Source organism: Rufibacter soli, from assembly GCF_054781795.1.
On sequence record NZ_BAAGTS010000005.1, the window covers coordinates 825,901 to 843,821 of the forward strand.

15 protein-coding genes are annotated in these 17,921 nt (G+C 50.4%); 5 read left to right on the forward strand and 10 right to left on the reverse strand.

Going from position 1 to position 17,921, the window contains the following annotated elements; genetic code table 11:
* Window positions 1-308: 308 nt before the first annotated feature.
* Window positions 309-1,145, forward strand: coding sequence for an energy transducer TonB (locus tag ACYVJQ_RS17810; protein WP_460894466.1), 837 nt, complete (start codon window positions 309-311; stop codon window positions 1,143-1,145).
* A 130-nt stretch (window positions 1,146-1,275) separates the two neighbouring features.
* On the opposite strand, the gene ACYVJQ_RS17815 is transcribed toward ACYVJQ_RS17810, so the two are convergent.
* From ACYVJQ_RS17815 to ACYVJQ_RS17825, 3 genes are all read right to left on the reverse strand, one after another.
* A complete protein-coding gene (locus tag ACYVJQ_RS17815; protein WP_460894467.1) occupies window positions 1,276-1,809 on the reverse strand; it encodes a hypothetical protein in 534 nt (177 codons plus the stop codon).
* Between the two features lie 209 nt (window positions 1,810-2,018).
* Complete coding sequence (locus ACYVJQ_RS17820) at window positions 2,019-3,131, reverse strand: trypsin-like peptidase domain-containing protein (RefSeq protein WP_460894468.1); 1,113 nt, start codon at window positions 3,129-3,131, stop codon at window positions 2,019-2,021.
* Window positions 3,132-3,180: 49 nt separating this feature from the next.
* On the reverse strand, window positions 3,181-3,762 hold the full coding sequence (locus tag ACYVJQ_RS17825; RefSeq protein ID WP_460894469.1) for an RNA polymerase sigma factor: 582 nt from the start codon (window positions 3,760-3,762) through the stop codon (window positions 3,181-3,183).
* 140 nt (window positions 3,763-3,902) lie between these two features.
* Here ACYVJQ_RS17825 and ACYVJQ_RS17830 point away from each other — a divergent pair, with 140 nt between their 5' ends.
* Entirely contained in the window at window positions 3,903-4,121 is a 219-nt protein-coding gene (locus tag ACYVJQ_RS17830; RefSeq protein ID WP_460894470.1) for a hypothetical protein, read from the forward strand.
* Between the two features lie 186 nt (window positions 4,122-4,307).
* Here the strand turns inward: ACYVJQ_RS17830 and ACYVJQ_RS17835 are convergent, their stop codons facing one another.
* Entirely contained in the window at window positions 4,308-5,486 is a 1,179-nt protein-coding gene (locus ACYVJQ_RS17835; protein WP_460894471.1) for a proline dehydrogenase family protein, read from the reverse strand.
* 340 nt (window positions 5,487-5,826) lie between these two features.
* Between ACYVJQ_RS17835 and aroB the strand changes: the two genes are divergently transcribed.
* From aroB to ACYVJQ_RS17850, 3 genes are all read left to right on the forward strand, one after another.
* Window positions 5,827-6,867, forward strand: a complete 1,041-nt coding sequence (gene aroB, locus ACYVJQ_RS17840; protein ID WP_460894472.1) for a 3-dehydroquinate synthase — start codon at window positions 5,827-5,829, stop codon at window positions 6,865-6,867.
* Window positions 6,864-8,102, forward strand: coding sequence for a 3-phosphoshikimate 1-carboxyvinyltransferase (locus tag ACYVJQ_RS17845; RefSeq protein ID WP_460894473.1), 1,239 nt, complete (start codon window positions 6,864-6,866; stop codon window positions 8,100-8,102). Before aroB ends, ACYVJQ_RS17845 begins: the two co-directional genes overlap by 4 nt.
* A gap of 543 nt (window positions 8,103-8,645) precedes the next feature.
* Complete coding sequence (locus ACYVJQ_RS17850) at window positions 8,646-9,200, forward strand: DUF4142 domain-containing protein (protein WP_460894474.1); 555 nt, start codon at window positions 8,646-8,648, stop codon at window positions 9,198-9,200.
* A 65-nt stretch (window positions 9,201-9,265) separates the two neighbouring features.
* On the opposite strand, the gene ACYVJQ_RS17855 is transcribed toward ACYVJQ_RS17850, so the two are convergent.
* From ACYVJQ_RS17855 to ACYVJQ_RS17880, 6 genes are all read right to left on the reverse strand, one after another.
* The gene (locus ACYVJQ_RS17855; protein ID WP_460894475.1) at window positions 9,266-10,042 is read right to left on the reverse strand and encodes a helical backbone metal receptor; all 777 of its coding nucleotides are present in this window, start codon (window positions 10,040-10,042) and stop codon (window positions 9,266-9,268) included.
* 144 nt (window positions 10,043-10,186) lie between these two features.
* Window positions 10,187-10,738 carry a GNAT family N-acetyltransferase gene (locus ACYVJQ_RS17860; RefSeq protein WP_460894476.1) on the reverse strand — a complete coding sequence of 184 codons (552 nt, stop codon included), beginning with the start codon at window positions 10,736-10,738 and terminating at the stop codon, window positions 10,187-10,189.
* A gap of 191 nt (window positions 10,739-10,929) precedes the next feature.
* Window positions 10,930-12,000: a M42 family metallopeptidase gene (locus ACYVJQ_RS17865; protein ID WP_460894477.1), complete on the reverse strand. Its 1,071-nt coding sequence runs from the start codon at window positions 11,998-12,000 to the stop codon at window positions 10,930-10,932.
* 186 nt (window positions 12,001-12,186) lie between these two features.
* On the reverse strand, window positions 12,187-13,749 hold the full coding sequence (locus tag ACYVJQ_RS17870) for an acyl-CoA carboxylase subunit beta (RefSeq protein WP_460894478.1): 1,563 nt from the start codon (window positions 13,747-13,749) through the stop codon (window positions 12,187-12,189).
* 322 nt (window positions 13,750-14,071) lie between these two features.
* Window positions 14,072-16,681 carry an ATP-dependent Clp protease ATP-binding subunit gene (locus ACYVJQ_RS17875; protein ID WP_460894479.1) on the reverse strand — a complete coding sequence of 870 codons (2,610 nt, stop codon included), beginning with the start codon at window positions 16,679-16,681 and terminating at the stop codon, window positions 14,072-14,074.
* Window positions 16,682-16,791: 110 nt separating this feature from the next.
* Entirely contained in the window at window positions 16,792-17,394 is a 603-nt protein-coding gene (locus ACYVJQ_RS17880) for a WbqC family protein (protein ID WP_460894480.1), read from the reverse strand.
* Window positions 17,395-17,921: the final 527 nt, after the last annotated feature.

A 17,921-nucleotide genomic window follows, 5' to 3' on the forward strand; every position in this document is an offset into this window, starting at 1 on the left:
TTTAGTAGTATGTGCAAAAGTAGTGCCTAATTCTTAACAGCACTTTTCTTAAACGTATACCTGTTCCAGAAAGGTGTGGCCCAGAAATTTATTTATGAAAAGAAATGCAAGTAAGCAGAACCCGGCAGTACTTATGCATTTTAGGCCTAAAAATTTAACAGTGGAGGACGGTTTTTGTTTTGCCTGGGTCCTGAGCAGGCAGACAAAAGGGGAGAAGCAAAAAAATTTGCAGAGGGCGGTATGGAAATATTTGGACATGGGCATCATGGGGGAAAGAAGTCCTTACCTCACCTCTAACCTCTACCGCCATGGAAACCAACACCGCCATTGCCCTTTCCTTAGAAGACATGATTTTTGAGGGCCGAAACAAGGCCTACGGCGCCTATGTGCTGCGCAAAGTCTACCACCAGCACCTCAGCCAGGCGTTACTGTATGCGGTAGGATTCTTTGTGCTATTATTCTCAGCCCCCGTGGTAGCGAACCTGCTGGCTGGTAAACCCGGAATAGCCAAGGTACGGAAGTTGGGCCCAGTTATAGAGATGACCCACGTTGATCTGGAGGAGATTAAGGAGGTGGCCAAGGTAAAGCCGGTTGAGCCCGCCGCTGCCGCCAAATCCGAGGCCCCCACCATCAAGAACACCACCCCTAAAGTGGTAGATAACAACACCGCGGTGGTGGATGAAATACCAACGCAGGAAGATTTGCAGAAGGCCAACTCAGGAACGGTCACCTCTCCCGGAGACGGAAATACAGAGGTGGGCAACCCACTGCCCGGTGAAGGATCCGGCCCAGGGACTGGAACCGGTCATGGGGAAACTGCTGCCCCCACAGAGGTATTTTACAGCGCCGAGTTTATGCCGGAGTTTGAAGGCGGCATGCCAAAGCTCATGGCGTACCTGGGCCGGAATATCAAATACCCCAGAGCCGCCCAGGCCCAAGGCTTAGAGGGCACTGTCATCCTGAGCTTTGTGGTATCTGTCACCGGGGAAATCAAAGACGTGCAAGTGCTCAAAGGTCTGGGCTATGGCACCGAAGAAGAGGCCGTGCGGGTCATAGAGAAGATGCCCCGCTGGAAGCCAGGCAGCCAGAACGGCCGTAACGTACCTGTGCGTATGACGCTGCCCATCAGGCTGGAACTGAAATAACTAGTGGATATTACCCACTTTCTGTTTTAGGGCCGTTTTCTCAAAAACTGGCCCAAAACAGGAAACCTACTAATAAAAAAGCCCCGGCTCAATGAAGAGCCGGGGCTTTTTACAAAGGGGTGCCTATAGATTAACGATAAATGTGCTCACCGCTGTTGGTGCGCCACTCGTTCTCAAAGTAATCGGCATCTTCCGCGGTGCGGGGAGTCACGCCCATTACAATGTTACCTTCTTTAATACCAGACTCATATACTTTTGCACGGTCTTCTGGAATACCAGAGCCAACCAGGGCGCCTAGTAAACCACCAGTAAGACCACCAGCTCCGGCACCAGCCAGACCAGCCGCTAACGGACCGGCAATGATAAGGCCTAATCCTGGCAGAGCCACTGAGGTACCAATAGCGGCAATAGCCCCTACAATAGCACCAAGTGTACCGCCAATGGCAGAACCAGCGCCAGCACCTTCCAGTGCTTTGCTACCCAGTTCAGTGTCATCACCATCAGCGAAGTGGCGCTTGCGGGCGTCATCGCTCATGATCACGTTTACGTCATCTTTGGTATAGCCACGACGGTGCAAAGCATCATACGCGCGCTCAGCGCTGCTTCTGTCTCTGAACATACCCGTCATCATTCTTGAGTTGGTGTTTCCGGTGCGATTTTCCATAGTTCGTTGTTTAATGTTTAGTAGATGTAACATATTGCTAATTACAGTGCCAGCTGCAAAACCGGCAACTAGCAATCAGAGCTTTGATAAACGCAATCAATACGTATAAGTTACAACCCTTGGAAAAGAGCAAAAGAAAAACGCCCGTGCAGGCACGGGCGTTTTAAGGGTGTTTTTGCAAAAGAAGGCCTAAACCAGAGGAACTTAGGTTAGTTATAGATTTTCACCATGTACACAAAATCCTGAAGCTTCTTGAGTTGCTGCGGGCGGCTGGTACCGGCCAATGTATTCACTTTAGGTAAGGAAACCGGCTTTGGCAAACGGTTCTGCGGTAGCTGCTCCAGCAAGGTGAGCAGGTAGGCAGACTTCACCGCGAAGGCCGCCCCATCTACTCCCAGCATTTTGCCACTGATCACGCCAATCATGTTGCCGCGGTCATCCAGTAGAGGTCCGCCGCTGTTGCCGGGGTTAAGGGGAATGGAGATCTGGTAAGAGGCGGTATCTCCGTACACCCCAGACTTGGAACTGAGGGTACCTTCCCCAAACACCACATCTTCTCTGGGGTAACCCAGCGTGAAGACTTTCTCGCCCAGGTCAGTTTCCTTGGCTTTAAAGGAATAAGGCAGTTTGCCGAAACCGGTGAAGGAGGTGTCTGTTACCCGAAGCAGGGCCAAATCACGCACCTGGTCTGAATAGATTTCCTCTACTTTGTATTTGTTGCCGCTCTTGTTTTCAATCATGAGCGAGTCTGCGCCTTCTATCACATGGTAGCTGGTCACAAAATAGCCGTCTGAGGTAAGGGCGAACCCGGTACCCGTGAACTGACCGGGATTAACGGTGGTTGCGCGCGGAGAGGAAGGTGTGGTGTTCAGCAAGGCGTCCTGCTGGCGTTTAAGCGCATCTACCTCGCGGCGCAATTCTACGTAACGCGCCGTTTGCTGCTTGGTGGCGTTGCGCCACATTTCCATGCCCAAAAGGCTGCTGAATACCGTGACAATAGCCACTGTGGCGGCTACGCCCATGGTGGCGCCGTAGCGGCGCATAAAAATCTGCATGGGGGTACGGCGGCGCAGGAGCACCGGCTCTGGGGCCGCTACCTGATTTTCCTGTTTCCAGGCTTGGTGCTGGCGGTTTAAGCGGTCACGCAGAGACTTTTGCTTGCCATGGTTCTGCAAGGCAGCATGGAAAAGCTGGGCTTCCCGCACCTGCTGGGCAAAAGCCGGGTCGGCGGCCATCTGGGCCTCTAGCGCCTGGCGTTCAGAAGACGTTACCTGGTGCTGGTGGTAGCGCTCTATCAGTTCTAATAATTCCCTGTCACTCATATATAGATGTGCATCTTCTCAGATGTCTGTATGTACGCAAGCTTGGTGCCTAAGACGGTAGTTGATAATCCAGGAAGAAAAGTTTCTTCAGGCGCATCAGGCACTTGTACTTTTGGTTTTTAGCAGAGTCTACGTTGTTGTAGCCAAACTTCTGGGTGATCTCCGGCATGGCCAGTCCCTGGATGTAAAAATCTTCCAGCAGGCTTTTGCAGGGTTCCCCCAATTGCGCCAGGGCATTGGCCATGGCCTCAAACTTCAATTCGTTCTGCTCGGCCACATCTGCGTCCGGGTCTGCCTCTGGGGCAAGTTCGGCCTCAGTGTCTTCCATCATGCCATGACTGAACCTGCTGTTGCGGGAGAGCCTTTTGAGCCACAGCCGCCGGCAGATAGAGTACAGGTACGTTTTTATCTGGCAGTTAAGCTCCAATTGCCGGGCCCTTATCTTCTCATAGAAAACAATGACCGCTTCCTGGAAAATATCTTTGGCGTCATCCTCAGTGCCGTTGTTGCTTTGCACAAAGAACAGCACCATTGGGAAGTGGAGCTTGTATAACTTACTCAACGCCGCCTCATCATCCAGAAGAATTCCTTCTATTATGGCGGCATCAGTTGCCATGGCCTTACTACTCATGCTTGTCAATTAATACAGTTTCAGGGATTTAGTAACCCACAGAAAAAAAATAAAAAATTTCTGAAAACAGTGGGTTACCTCCCGGGGGGTAGTGGTATAAAGGGTGAAATTAACGCTAAAACACTTTAAAACTCACCAAAATGAAAAAGGTATTTTCTCTTGCCCTAGTTGCTGGTATGTTCGTTTTCGCTTCTTGCGAGTCTAAAACTGCTGAAACAACTGAAACTACTACTGAAACTACAACTGAGGCTACTGAGCCTGCAGCTGATGCAACTGTAGATACTACTGCTGCTTCTACTACTACCACTACTACTACTACTGATTCAACTGCTGCCACTACTGGCACAACTGCTCAGTAATTAGTGGTGTGCGTAAGCACACCTTACTAGGACAAGATGAAAAGCGTCTCTTACGGTTTGCGTAAGAGACGCTTTTCTTTTGGGCCGGTGCCGTATGTACCAGAGGCCAGAATAGAGAAACCCGTTTTGGGGCCGTTTTCTTGAAAATGGCCCCAAAACGGGTTTCTCTATATTAAGGGTAGCCGCTTAGCGTCGACGGCGTTCCAGCTCTTTTTTCACCAGCGAGAACTCGCGGCTGCTTTGGCCGGCAATGGCGGTGTTCTCATCTGCGCGGCGCAGCAGGTAAGGCATTACAGCCTCTACTGGGCCAAAGGGAACGTATTTAGCCACTTTATAGCCGGCGTGCGCCAGGTTATAAGACAGGTTATCGCTCATGCCCAACAGCTGCGCAAAATAGATGCGCTCATCATCCGGCTGAATATCATGTTGCTCCATCAGCTCCATAAGCGTAATGCAGCTATGTTCATTGTGGGTACCGGCGCAGATGGCAATGCGGTCAATGTGCTCCACACAAAAGCGCAAGGTCTCATCATACAAATCGTCGGTGGCTTGCTTGGTGGGGTTGATGGGGTTGGGGTAGCCGTTTTCCTGGGCTACGCGGGCCTCTTTCTCCATGTAGGCACCCCGCACCAGCTTGGCCCCAAAGTAATACCCGTGCTTGAGGGCACGCTCATAGTCACGCTTGATCACGTCCAGGCGGTCATGGCGGTAAAGCTGGTAGGTATTGTAGACAATAGGCCTTTCCTGGTTGTAGAGCTCCATCATCTCATAGCAGAGTTGGTCAATGGTTTCCTGCATCCAGCTTTCCTCGGCGTCAATGAAGACCCGCACGCCATGCTCATAGGCGCTTTGGCAGATGGTTTTCACGCGCGCCCGTATGCGCCCAAAGGCGGCTTTTTCCTCCAGGGTCAGTTCCTGGGTGGTTTGGGCTTTAGCCAGCAGTTCTGGGTCTGCCAGACCAGTAGTCTTGAACACCGAGAAGGGGATATGCTCATTGCGGGCGGCCATTTCAATGGTAGAGAGGATTTCCTGCACCGTGTGGTCATAGCTGCCCTCGTTGCTTTCGCCTTCCACGGAGTAATCCAGGATGGTGCCAATGCCAGACTTGGCCAGGCGCTCAATAGTGGGCTTGCATTCTTGGATGGTCTCGCCGCCGCAGAACTGCTCAAAGATGCTTTTTTTGATCAGGAACTTCACGGGCAGTTTCCAGCTCAGGGCTTTGTTGATCATCCCGCCGCCCATCTTCACCAATGAATTGTTGTTCATGGCGGCAAACAGAAGGTAGGTTTTATACAGCTCGGCATCTGACTTGTCAGCAAACGCGATGGCTGTGTTATCAAAGGATACTTTGGGTGCCGTTATCATATAGGGTAGATGCTACAGTTAGGGTAGGCAAAGATAAGGTAAAAACGGTTGTTAGTTTTCAATTACGTTATTCCGGTGTAACCAAACAAAAAAAGTAAACTGATAGAAATCACTTTTCCTGTCTGCTTTCAAACGCGCTTTCCTGGCCAGATTCTTCCCCTACATACGGCAAAAACCTTGTAAATGGGCGACCGTCCTTGGCCCGGTGCAAAGGCCTTCGCTCAATTTCTGCACATTTTACTTTGATGTGGGCGTTTCCATTCCCTTCTTTAGAAGTTCATTTCGTTTTAAGCCCGTTTTTGCGAAAACAGCTGCAAAACGATTTTAAAATTGAAGAATTGTGACCGAGGAAATATTCATAGGCAAAGACGCTTTGGGCGAGTGGCAAAAGCAATTGCCGCACCGGGCCTTGCAGAAAACCGTGGTGTTGGTAGATGAAAATACCTTCCGGCACTGCTACCCCATCCTAAAGCCTTACTTGCCCCAGGACCACCACGTGGTGCAGATTCAGAGTGGCGAGGAAAACAAAAACCTGGCTACCTGTGAACTGGTATGGCGCTCTCTTACCAATCTGGGCCTGGACCGCTGGAGCCTGGTGGTGAATCTGGGTGGCGGGGTGCTTACCGACCTGGGCGGCTTCTGCGCTAGCCTTTATAAGCGGGGCATAGGGTTCGTGAACGTGCCCACCACCTTGCTGGCGCAGGTAGATGCCAGCGTAGGCGGCAAGACCGGCATAGATTTCATGGGCTTTAAAAACCACCTGGGCGTTTTCCGGGAGCCTATGGCCGTATTGGTGAACCCAGAATTTCTCAAGACCCTGGATCTGCGCCAGATGAAATCGGGCTACGCCGAAATGATCAAGCACTGGCTCATCATGGACGCCGACATGTTTCAGGAGCAGCGCTACATTGGCCTGTTCACCGAGGACTGGACCGACTTGATCAAGCATTCCATAGACATTAAAAGCCGGGTGGTGACGGCAGACCCATTGGAGAACGGACTGCGCAAGATTCTCAACTTCGGGCATACCATTGGCCACGCCGTAGAAAGTTTTTTCCTGGAAAAGCCGGGCCAGCAACTGTTGCACGGCGAGGCTATTGCTGTGGGCATGCTCTGTGAGGCCTGGCTTTCGGTGCAGCGCAACTTGCTCTCGCAAAGGGAACTGGAGCAGGTAGAGACCTTTGTGCTGTCAGTCTATGAAAAAGTGATTCTTCAAGAAACAGACCTGCAAGCCATTAGTGCCCTATGCCTGCATGACAAGAAAAACAGCGGCGCCACCATTAACTGCACGCTGCTGCAGAAAATTGGCGAGGCCGTGTATGATCAACCCATTACTTTACCCGAGGTGCAAAGCGCCTTGCGTTATTACCATTCTTTATGATGTCAGCTGCCGCCGTGCGCGTGTCTCACTCTACCGGGGTGTTGCACGGAACCTTTCAATTGCCCGCTTCTAAGAGTGAGGCCAACCGTGCCTTGATTATCAGAGCTCTCAGTGGCCATGATTTTCCTATCCATAACCTGTCAGATGCCAATGATACCCAACTGCTCAACCGCCTGCTGTCTACCAAGGCCGGGGCAGAGGTAAGCGCCGAGGATGCCGGCACGGTCATGCGGTTTTTAACTGCCTACTACGCCGCTACCGGTCAGAAACTTACCCTTACGGGTACGCCCCGCATGTGCCAGCGGCCCATAGGTGTGCTGGTAGAGGCGCTCCGGAAACTGGGCGCCAAGATTGAGTACCTCGGCGAGGAAGGTTACCCGCCACTGCAGATGAACGGGTTTGAGGCCTCGGACACCAATCAATTGACGGTTCGCTCAGATATCAGTAGCCAATATATCTCGGCGTTGCTGATGATCGGGCCATTGCTGCCGGAGGGGCTGGAACTGACCCTGGAAGGCAAGATTAGCTCAGAGCCTTATATCAGGATGACCCTGGCGCAGATGGCGCATTTTGGCGTACAGGCTACGTTTGAGGGCCAGAAAATCACGGTGCCCCACCAAAAGTATCAAACTCAAGAATTCACCGTGGAGTCTGACTGGTCGGCGGCCAGTTATTGGTACAGCATGGTAGCCCTGGCCCAAGAGGCGGATGTTTTCCTGCCGTCGCTAAGAGCAAACTCTTTGCAGGGTGATAGTGTGCTCCCTACTTTGATGGAGCCGTTTGGCGTGCAAACCGAGTTCACGGAAACCGGCGTGCGCCTAACCAAAACCCCGGTGCAGGAACCAATTGCTCGCATAGATTTCTTCGCGTGCCCAGATTTGGCCCAGACCGTAGCTGCCTTGGCCGCCGGCTTAGGGGTGGAAGTAGAGATGACCGGCTTGGAGAGCCTTCGCATCAAAGAAACCGACCGCATAGCCGCGCTTCAGTTTGAGCTGGTTAAGCTAGGTGCCGAGCTGCGCGAAATTGCCCCAGACGTTTTCAAGGTGTTTTTGCCAAACAAGCCCCAAACCGAGCCCACCATCCATACCTATGAAGACCACCGCATGGCCATGGCTTTTGCGCCGCTGGGCCTAAAGTACCCGGTGGTGATAAAGGAGCCCAAAGTAGTTCGCAAATCATACCCCCGCTATTGGGACGAAATGCAGAAAGCAGGATTTGAATTAGTTAAAAGATAAGCAGTGGAAGTCACACCCCTGTTTTAAGGCCGTTTTTTCAAAAACAGCCTTAAAACAGAAAAGGCAGTAACCTAGAAAGAAGCCTCTAGGCGACAGGAAATTATTCTGTTGTCTGGAGGCTCCTTTCTTTAAGAGGTTTTTGCTGGGGAAGTAAATGATGGAAGTTTGCCTCCTTGGTTCACTCAATTCTGCTTAAAACGAGTTGCTGAAAGGAGTTATATAGGTCTCTTCTATAAAGATGAACCCCTACGAAAAGGTCTTTGTAATTCTCGGTTATAAAAGCTGAGACTCCTTAGATCCTCCCTGAAAACTTTAACATTTAGGCCTTATAGCCGATAATTGGTTTATGAGAAAAGTAATATGTGGGTTTAAAGGTAATAGGGCTGTTAAAATTTATGTCCAGCAAGTAAAAATATAACTTTTATATATTTCAAATGCCTCTGGGAGAGGGAGTAAATAGAATAGTGGTGAACTTTTATAACCAGCAAGCGGTTTTAACGTTATAATAACTCTTACAACAAGCAGTTACTAAAAAATACAACTATGAAAAAGTCCAATATTTGGTTAGTCGCTTCTTCTTTTGTACTAGGTAGTTTAGGAATGGTTTCTTGTAACACCGTAGACAAAGAAGCTTATGCCAAAGATCAGGTAAAAGTGGAAAAATTCCTGCAAGAAGCAGCTACTACAGATAACTTTCAATTAATGGCCGGTATGATGGCCGGTGACCAGGCAAAGTCTGGTGACGTGGGTGCTTTAGGGCAAAAAATCTACCATGTACACTCCAGAACTACCCCAGTGTTGGCAGATATTGCCAAGCAGAAAGACGTAAAACTTCCTGCCGAGATGGGTACTGAAAAGAAAGCCATTGTAGATAGCCTGGAGACTAAAAAAGGGGCTGAATTTGACAAATCGTTTGCCGAAGCAGAGGTGAAAGCCTATGAAGAAGCCGTGGCCGTCTATGAGAAAGCCGACAAAGAGGTAGCCGACAAGGACGTGCAAGCCTTTATTGACCAGATTCTTCCGGTACTGAAAGAGCACTTGTCTGAGGCCGTAGCCTTGCAAACCGAGTTAGCCAAACCCGGACAATCAAGACCCTAACGAAGTTAAGCTTCTGTAAATAGAAAAGCCCTTCTGCCTTAAGCGGAAGGGCTTTTTTTTGCGCTCTATTTCAAAAGCTGCGTCACCTCCTTCACCAGTTGCCGCAGATAAGGAACCGTTTGGATCAATCGGCTTCCGTACCAACTGAACATTTCACCGTCTACTATCTTGATTTGGGCCTCTGGGCAAATGGCCTGAAACTCCGCCAGGTGCTTTTCTTTGAAAGGATACGGCTCAGAGGAAAGTAGAATCAGTTTTGGGTTGGCAGCCTGAATAGTATCTTTGTTGAGTTCTGGATACCGTGGCAATTGCTTGAATACATTGTCAAACCCGCAGCACTGGAGCATGTGGTCAATAAAGTTGTCACCCCCTACGGCGATGTAAGGCTTCCGCCAGATAAAATAGGCCGTTGGAATAGGAGGGAAGGCAGGTGGCAAGGAGGCAAAGCTCTGGTGAATTTCCTTTACCAGCGCCTCTGCCTTATCTGTAGCGCCTGTCACCTGACCTATACCGGTAATCATGTCTAGGGCATCTTGCAGCGTGTAAATGTCACTCATCCAAACGGGAAATTCCTGCTCAAGGGCCTCAATTAGCACCTGGTCATTCTCCTCTTTGTTCCCGATTATCAGGTCTGGCTTGAGTTGTTCTATTACCTCCAATTTAAAGTCTTTGGTGCCACCCACTTTAGTCACGGCTTTCACCTGGGCTTTTGGGTGCACACAAAACTTGGTAACGCCCACCACCTTTTCACCCAGACCTAAATCAAACAGTAATTCCGTTTGTGAAGGCACCAGAGAGACAATACGTTGTGGCGGCTGCCGAAGCTCCACCTGCCTGTTCATTTGGTCTGTGAAAAGCACTTTAAAGAATTAGGTTCTATTTGAAAGTAATGGATTTTCGATCTGTAGATTTATAACTGGCTTCGCATTTCAGGGTTGGTCTGGAGTTTCATGAAAAGGAACAGTAATCTACTATGTCCTTAGTTCTTAACTCTTAACTGCTGACTGATTCCTCCATTCCCGGTCCAGAATCGCGTATACGTAGGAATCGCACCACTCACCTTTGATAAAGATATTCTCTTTGAAATGGGCCTCATGGCGCATGCCAATTTTCTCCATAACCCGGTAAGACCCGGTGTTGCGGGGGTCACAGTCGGCCCAGATGCGGTGCAGGTGCAGTTGGTCAAACCCGAAGCGCAGCATGGCCGTGGCCGCCTCTGAGACATAGCCTTTGCTCCAATAAGACCGGTTGAGAATGTACCAAAGAACGGCCTCCTCGGCGTCATAATCCACTTTCATGCCCACGCGGCCAATGAGCATCTGCGTAGCTTCCAGCACAATGGCAAGATCATAGAGGGTGCGGGGTTCTTCCTGGGCCTCTGTTAGGCACTGTTGAATGTATTCCAGGCTTTCCTGGCTGGTACGGGTGCCGCTGGTTTGGTAGCGCATGACCTCTTCATTAGCCTCATATAGGTTAGTGAAGTGCCAGTCTTCTTCCTGGAACTCGCGCAGGATCAGCCGTGGGGTAAGTAATTGCATGGTGTTGCAACATACACAAGATGCGTTAGAAAATGTGTATGGCGGCATGACTTTCAATCAAAACCAAGGCTTCTGTTATAGGGCAGTTTTTCAGAAAACTGCCTTATAACAGAAAGGCCAGTAAGGTTGTAAAACCCACTGGCCTTTCTCCTATTTTGAGCCTGATTTTAGAAAAACAGGCTTAAAACGGGTTATTTCATATACCGGAAATCATGCCCCGACTCTAACTGCAGCAAGAACTGGTAGTACAGCTGAATAATGTTCTGCACGTCATCTTTGTGCACGGTCTCTACGGTGGTGTGCATGTATTTGAGCGGCAGAGAGATAAGGGCAGAGGCCACGCCGTCAGAAGAGTAGGCAAACGCGTCTGTGTCAGTACCAGTGGCGCGGGTGGCAGCCGCGCGTTGGAACGGAATCTCATGCTTTTGGGCCACCGCAATGAGCATGTTCAGCACGTTGTTCTGTACCGCCGGACCGTAGGTCAATACCGGGCCTTTGCCGCAATGCAGGTCACCGTTGGTCTTTTTCTCATACATAGGTGACTGCGTGTCATGGGTCACGTCTGTAATGATGGCCAGGTCTGGCTTAATGCGGTGCGCAATCATCTCGGCACCGCGCAGGCCAATCTCTTCCTGTACCGCATTGACAATGTATAACCCAAACGGAAGTTTCTTTTTGTTTTCCTTCAGCAAGCGAGCCACTTCGGCAATCATGAAACCGCCTATTCTGTTGTCCAGGGCGCGACCCACGTAGAACTTGTCGTTCATCACAAACAGTTCATCATCAAAAGTGACCACGCAGCCTACGTGCACGCCCATATCTTCTACTTCCTGACGGTTGGCGGCGCCACAATCTAGGAAAATGGTCTCAATGGTGGGGGCTTTGTCTTGCTCTATCTTGCGCACGTGAATGGCCGGCCAGCCGAACACGGCTTTTACAGTGCCTTTGCTGGTATGGATGTTCACCCGCTTAGACGGTGCGATCAGGGCATCTGAGCCACCGTTGCGACGCACGTAGATGTAGCCCTCTGGCGTGATGTAGTTCACAAACCAGGCAATCTCATCGGCGTGGGCCTCAATCACTACCTTGTATTCGGCCTCTGGGTTAATCACGCCCACCACGGTCCCGTAGGTGTCCACGAAGTACTCGTCAATGTAGGGCTTTATGTAATCCAGCCACAATTGCTGGCCAGAGGACTCAAAGCCGGTAGGGGCGGCGTTGTTGAGGTAGGTCTGAAGGAATTCAAAGCTTTCTTCTCTCATAGCTTTCTGTTTAGTCGGAGCAAAGGTCTCTCCATTGTTGTTTGTCTGTGTAAATAGTACGGCGGAGGCGCTTTGTCACCAACAACCGGAAGCGTAATATGTTATTTGATGTTAAATATTGGCTATTAAACGCTAGACGAAAGATTTCAAGGTCTAATCTCTAAAATCTAGAGCCTAGGGTCTTTTTTACAGCGGAATATTGCCGTGTTTCTTTCTGGGCAGTTGGTCTACCTTGTTTTCCAGCATCTTAAATGCCTTAATAAGCTTGGCACGCGTCTCTGACGGATAGATCACCTCATCCACAAAGCCGCGGTGCGCTGCGCGGTAAGGCGTCGCGAATTTAGCCTGATACTCGGCTACTTTCTCGGCCAGTTTGGCTTCAGGGTCTTCGGCGGCGGCAATCTCCCGCTTGAAGATAATCTCCGCGGCACCTTTGGCTCCCATCACGGCAATCTCGGCGGTAGGCCATGCGTAGTTCAGATCGGCGCCAATGTGTTTGGAGTTCATCACGTCATAGGCGCCGCCGTAGGCCTTGCGGGTAATCACGGTCACGCGCGGCACAGTGGCCTCACAGAAGGCGTAAAGTAATTTGGCACCGTTGGTAATGATGCCACGCCATTCCTGGTCAGTACCCGGTAAGAAACCGGGTACGTCTTCCAGCACCAGCAACGGAATGTTAAAGCTGTCACAGAAGCGCACGAAACGGGCGGCCTTGGTAGAGGCGTTGATGTCCAGCACACCCGCCAGCACCGCCGGCTGGTTGCCCACAATGCCAATGCTGCGGCCGGCCAGGCGGGCAAAGCCCACCACAATGTTCTCCCCGAAGTTCTTGTGCACCTCCAGGAACGTGCCCTCATCAATAATGCCTTCAATCACCTCGCGCATGTCATAGGGCTGGTTGGGGTTCTCGGGCACAATGGTATCCAGCACCTGGCGGGTCTCGTCTGCCTTTGCCTCATAGGGCAGGGCAGGGGGGAGCTCCTCGCAGTTCTGGGGCATGTAGCTCAGCAGCTGCTTTATGTTCTGGATGCAGACCACCTCATTGGCGCAGGAGAAGTGGGTCACGCCGCTTTTGGTAGAGTGGGTACTGGCGCCGCCCAGTTCCTCTGAGGTCACGGTCTCATGGGTCACCGTTTTTACCACGTTAGGGCCGGTCACAAACATATAGGACGTGTCCTCTACCATCAGGATAAAGTCCGTGATGGCCGGGGAGTATACCGCGCCGCCGGCGCAGGGCCCCATGATGCCGGATAGTTGCGGCACCACGCCAGAGGCCAGGGTGTTTTTGTAGAAGATATCGGCGTAGCCACCCAAAGAAACCACGCCTTCCTGAATACGGGCTCCGCCCGAGTCATTGAGGCCAATCACAGGCGCGCCGTTTTTCATGGCCAGATCCATGATCTTGACAATCTTTTCAGCGTGGGTTTCAGAGAGGGAGCCGCCAAAAACGGTGAAGTCCTGGGAGAAAACGTAGACCAGGCGGCCGTTCACGGTGCCGTAGCCAGTCACCACGCCATCACCTAAGTAATATTCTTTGTCTAGCCCAAAGTCTTTGGAGCGGTGCATGACAAATTTGCCAATTTCCTCAAAGGAGCCTTCATCCAGGAGAAGGTCTATGCGTTCGCGGGCGGTAAGCTTTCCTTTTTTATGTTGGGCATCAATGCGCGCCTGGCCGCCTCCTAAAAGGGCCTCGGCATTTTTGCGGTCCAGAATCTCAAATTTGGTATTCGGGTTGGTTGGGTCTGACATTGAAGCAGATTGATGTTGGTACAAGAAACCAAATTTAGGAAAGAATAGGGCAGTGTGAAATTTTTGTTACTTTTTTTATTAAGCCGTAATTCCCTGAAAATAGATGCTATTATTAAGGGATTGACAATAAGCGGTTCAACTGGTTATCAACGCAATAGCAATACCATTTACCCATTGTTATTTTAGCCTATTTTCAAGGAAATAGCCCTAAAATAGAAAATGATTTATTTTTCTGTTTTGAGCCTGTTTTCAGAAAAATAGCCTTAAAACGGAAAAAGGCTGACAGATTGTCTGTCAGCCTTTTTGAAATATTAGAAGTTACTTAGTCTTTCTTCTTTCCGTCAGTGGGTGTGGTCTCTTCTTCTTCAGAGGATGAAGAGGACTCCGGAAGATCATCTGAGGTGTCTGGAACGGCGTTCTCATTCTTGCGGTTTGAGAATTTTAGTTCCTCTTTCCCCTCTTCATAATCAATTACAATGGTGTCTCCCTGGGCCAGTTCGGCTTTCAGGATTTCCTCTGCAATAGGGTCTTCCATGTACTTAGTGATGGCGCGGTTCAACGGACGGGCACCATATTTAGAGTCATATCCTTTCTCGGCCACAAAATCCTTGGCCTTGTCAGTGATCTCTATGGTGTAGCCCAGCGTTTTCACGCGGCCCAACAGTTTGGAAAGCGAGATATCAATGATTTTATGGATATCTTCTTTTTGCAGGCTGTTGAACACAATCACGTCATCCAGACGGTTCAGGAACTCAGGCGAGAACGTTTTCTTCAAGGCCGCCCCAATGGTGGCTTTCATGATTTCGTCCACGTTTTCCTGGCGGGTTTTGGTAGCGAAACCAACCCCAGCCCCGAAATCCTGCAAGTCACGCGCCCCAATGTTGGAGGTCATGATGATGATGGTGTTTCTAAAGTCTACCTTACGGCCCAGACCATCAGTCAACACACCATCATCCAGCACTTGCAACAACAGGTTATACACGTCTGGGTGGGCTTTCTCAATCTCATCCAGCAGTACCACGGAGTAAGGCTTGCGGCGGATTTTCTCCGTCAGCTGACCACCTTCTTCGTAACCCACGTAGCCCGGAGGCGCTCCCACCAAGCGAGATACGCTGAATTTCTCCATGTACTCACTCATGTCAATGCGCACCAGGGCGTCTTCTTTATCAAACAGGTAGGTAGCCAACACTTTGGCCAACTCGGTTTTACCAACCCCGGTAGGGCCTAAGAAGACAAACGAGCCAATTGGTTTTTTAGGATCTTTCAGGCCAACGCGGGTACGCTGAATGGCTTTCACCAACTGCGTAATGGCTTTGTCCTGGCCAATCACTTTGCCTTTCAGTTCTTCGCCCATGTTGAGCAGCTTCAAGCTCTCTTTCTGCGCGATACGTTTCACTGGAATGCCAGTCATCATGGCGATTACCTCGGCCACGTTTTCCTCTTTCACGGCGTAACGCTTCTTCTTGGTCTCCTCTTCCCAGTTCTTTTTGGCTGAGTCAAGTTGATCTAAAAGTTTTTTCTCTTTGTCACGCAGCTGGGCAGCCTCTTCATACTTCTGGCTTTTCACCACGCGGTTTTTCTCGTCCTTGATGTTCTCAATTTGCTCTTCCAGCTTAAGAATATCCTCAGGCACCACAATGTTGTTGATGTGCACGCGGGCACCGGCCTCATCCAGAATGTCAATGGCTTTGTCTGGCAGGAAACGGTCGCTCATGTAGCGGTCGCTCAGCTTCACGCAGGCCTCAATGGCTTTGTCTGAGTAGGTTACGTGGTGGTGGTCCTGGTATTTGTCTTTGATGTTGTGCAGGATCTCAATAGTTTCCTCAGGGGTGGTAGGGTCTACCATCACAATCTGGAACCTACGGGCCAGGGCACCATCTTTCTCAATATACTGACGGTACTCATCTAGCGTAGTGGCGCCAATGCATTGGATCTCACCGCGGGCCAAAGCTGGCTTGAACATGTTGGAGGCATCCAGCGAGCCTGACGCTCCACCAGCACCTACAATAGTGTGCAGCTCATCAATGAACAGGATCACGTCCGGAGATTTCTCCAGTTCGTTCATCACCGCTTTCATGCGTTCCTCAAATTGGCCGCGGTACTTGGTACCGGCCACCAGAGAGGCCAGGTCTAAAGTCACCACACGTTTGCCGAACAGCACTCTTGACACTTTCTTCTGGATAATGCGCAGGGCCAGGCCTTCGGCGATAGCCGTTTTACCTACCCCCGGTTCTCCAATCAGGATTGGGTTGTTTTTCTTGCGGCGGCTCAATACCTGGGCCACACGTTCGATTTCTTTTTCACGGCCCACAATTGGGTCCAGTTTGCCTTCCTCGGCCAACTTAGTCAGATCACGGCCGAAGTTGTCCAGCACCGGAGTGCGGGATTTCTCGGCACCCTTCTTGGCAGCGGCGCCTGTTCCCCCTTTAGAGGAAGAACCGAAGAGTTTGTCGTTATCATCGTTGTCATCGGTATCTGAGGAGGCGAGAGGGTTGTTAGCATGGTAGTCTAACGAGTCCCGAATGGCTTCATAGTTCACGTTGAATTTGGCTAAGGTTTGCGATGATATATTATCCTCATCCCGCAAAATAGACAGCAACAGGTGTTCTGTACCTATGATGTCTGACTTGAAGATTTTAGCCTCCAGGTAGGTTATTTTCAGGACCTTTTCCGTCTGTTTGGTAAGCGGGATACTTCCGGTAATATTGGTATTAGGGCTGGCGGTGTTCTTGGTGGCCTGCTCAAGCGCGTACTTGAGTTCCTCCATGGGCACCCCCAGTTTTTTAAGCAAAGCAATAGCGGTGCCTTCTCCTTCGCGGATCATACCCAGAAGCAAATGCTCTGTGCCAATGTAGTCATGGCCCAGGCGTATGGCTTCCTCGCGACTGAGAGAGATAACCTCTTTCACTCTATTTGAGAATTTGGCTTCCATGTAGTCTAGTCTAGTAAAAAAATTAGTGCGTCTGCTGCAACTGGCTGCTGCTTATGGCGTTCGCTATTGTGTAAACAAGCTGAGAAGGGCAAATGTTCAACAGAAAGCCGCTAGTTCTGTAGGTAGATAGATGCCTCTGGGCCTAGGTTAAACAACAAGTCCAGTATACTCAGATTAGGTGCAAATTGTTTGCCAAAAACCTGCCGGTAGGGGTTTAGGCGCAAATTGTCAGGTTCCTTCTTAGGGTGAAGTCTATTGCGCCCGTCCATGACCGGTTCCTCATAGGTTTTAACATACGTCTGGGTAAGGTGTATGGGTTTCTTCAGTTTCAGGAATTTAGCAAAAAGTTTGAATAACTCCATATTGAGGTCCCATAGCAGGGCTGGCCGGCGGTCATACACGTCTTTGATATAGTCTGCATAGAACTCAAAGAAGGGTGCACTGCCGTAGGCGCTCCTGATAGTACGCCAATGCACCTCCAGCCACCGCTGGGCGTAGTCAATTTCCAGCTCGGTGATAAGGGTTTTGCTGTTGCCGTTTTTTACGGGCACGGTCAATGGCACCACGCCCTGCGCGGTGAGAATATGGCAGCGGTTGCGGTAACTCTGCTTCTGGTAATGCTCCTGGGCTTCCAGCCACAGTTCATCTGCGGCAAAGGCCTGCTGGAAAAAAGCAATGCTGGGGTTGAAATGGAGTTCTGTAACTAAGGGCATGTAAGGCGTACTATTGCTAGGGTGCAAGTAAAGGAAAGTTTTGAGTTGTTTGGTATTTGTCTTGGGGATTAAAAGTTAAGCTGTTTTATCTATATGTCTTGTATGCCGTTCTTGGAGTTTATGGCGGCCAACTTTACAAGTTGATATTGTTTTATGCACGCATTCCCGCCTGCTGCTGGCGTGGCGTCTGCTGTTTCCTCAAGTCCTTATGCTTAGTTGTTTCATGGTTTCCCTCCGAGCGCTCACGGCCGCGGGGCCCCGTCTTTCCCCCTCGCACTGCCCTTGCGGCCGAGTTGTAGTTATCTTTTAGCTTCTGATATTGCAGGGCCACAAGCGAGGCGCTCGAAGTAAAGACTGGAACTGAGGGAATGCGTGGGGGGACTGGATAAAGGTGGGTAGCGTTCTAGGCACGTTTTTCCGAAAACAGGCTCAAAACGCACTGCTATTTTACAAACTTAAACCGCTCATTCACCGCAGACTCTCCCCTTGAGGGGAGCGCAGAGGGGTGTTTACACAGGAGGAGATGC